At 49.2% G+C, this 1,513-nt stretch carries 2 protein-coding genes; both read left to right on the top strand.

Annotated features, from left to right (window positions below):
- Window positions 1–771: hypothetical protein (locus IE099_RS20545; RefSeq protein ID WP_229809627.1), on the top strand; the 771-nt coding region annotated here is incomplete at its 5' end.
- 79 nt (window positions 772–850) lie between these two features.
- Window positions 851–1,267, top strand: coding sequence for a hypothetical protein (locus tag IE099_RS20540; RefSeq protein WP_189574709.1), 417 nt, complete (start codon window positions 851–853; stop codon window positions 1,265–1,267).
- Window positions 1,268–1,513: the final 246 nt, after the last annotated feature.

The following is a 1,513-nucleotide window of genomic DNA, read 5'->3' as shown; positions in this document are numbered from 1 at the left end:
ACGTTAGGCATTAAAATGCGCTTGAGCGAAGAGGAATTCCGTGAGCAACTTGGATTAGAGTTTGCAAATATGTTGCCATACGAGTTCGAGAGGTCTGATGCTGTTGTGCCCTTGTTCTCACGGAGGCAAGAGGGCAGAACCGAGCGGGTTGGGATTGACCTGAGTACACATCATTGGCCAATCGGAACGATTCAGCTATTCTTCGGTGTTCATTATGATTGTCTTGACGAGGTATTTGAGGTGCTTGTTCGCCCCAAAACGCTAACCCAAGAGTCGATCAGTTCTCATGTTCACTGCGACACTGTCAACAGCGATAAGAATCTAGCTCGAGGACCAATTACGCGCTTCCTCTTCAATAATACTCCGTTCTTTAGGGCTTTCGACTTGAGTGGCTGGATATGTTCTGCAGGCGGGTGTCCTAAGCGGGCTATTCGGAGAACAAGAGGTGCTCTTGGTGGTATCGTTGAACCATTCTACAGTAGGTTTTCTAGAATTGATGATGCTTGGCATGCGCTTAGAGCTGATGACGGCTCAATTATGTGCGGATCGGATTATCGAACGGTGCTCACTTTTGGAGCGTTTCTTGGAGACTGGAAGGGTGTGGATGAGGTTAGTTCTCGTTTTTTGGGTCGCTACAATAGCGAGGGCGGGAAGGCTGTCATGAGCTTTGTGGCTGAACTTCAAGAATACTTTCGAGAACGTCCGGAACAGCTCTTGCCTAACAATGCGCAGCACCACAAATCCGACCGCGCTGGCGAGTTGGAGGATTGACTGGAGGAGGGGAGGTGGTAGAAGTAGTCAAAGCGCGCTGAATCGGTCGGATTGGGTGTGCTAGACGTTCGACTGAAAAATGATGGTTCTTGAACACGATGTTTCTGATGCGGCAGTCATATCGAGTATTCGAGACGTGGTAGATCTGCTCGCTAAGCAGGAGTATGAGGCCGTCTTTAAATTGGTAGGTTACACGATGGCTGGAATAACGGCGTCAGCGAGTTGGATTGAATCGGATATCAAACGCTATCGTTCTGAACTCTACCCTGGAATTTCCGAGTTCGTGGTGTCCGATTGGAGAGCCGCTCAAGAAGGGAATCCGAACCCCAAGCAGGAAGTTGTTCGATATAAAGAGAATTCATCTGGGTTGTTTGGAGCAGCTTCTTTTCACCTACCCTTGAACGGGAAGTGGAGCGATCTATCTGCTGATTTCATTCTCGTTCAGCTCAATTCTGAGTCCCGAATCAGTCTTAAGCTGGAAGAGATATGCAGCTAACAATGAGTGATCGCGCTGAATGTCGAACAATGCGCAGCACCACAAATCCGACCGCGCTGGCGAGTTGGAGGCTTGACTGGAGGAGGGAGCGTGATAGAAGTAGTGAAAGCGCGCTGAGTCGGTCGGATTGGGTGTGCTGGAACGTTAGGCAGAATGAATAGGAAGCTCGTCGATGTAGTCGTTCCAGAAGACCTAAGACTGTGGCTTACTGAAAACCCAGGCAAGGTCTTCGAGTTCGATTCTGAA

The sequence above is a fragment of the Roseibacillus persicicus genome (assembly GCF_014651675.1).
GTDB lineage: Bacteria > Verrucomicrobiota > Verrucomicrobiia > Verrucomicrobiales > Akkermansiaceae > Roseibacillus > Roseibacillus persicicus.
This window is presented reverse-complemented; position numbering and strand designations above follow the sequence as displayed.

Excerpts from the sequence above, each read along its gene's own strand:
- IE099_RS20540 (WP_189574709.1), top strand. The coding sequence starts at position 851 with ATGATGGTTCTTGAACACGATGTTTCTGATGCGGCAGTCATATCGAGT.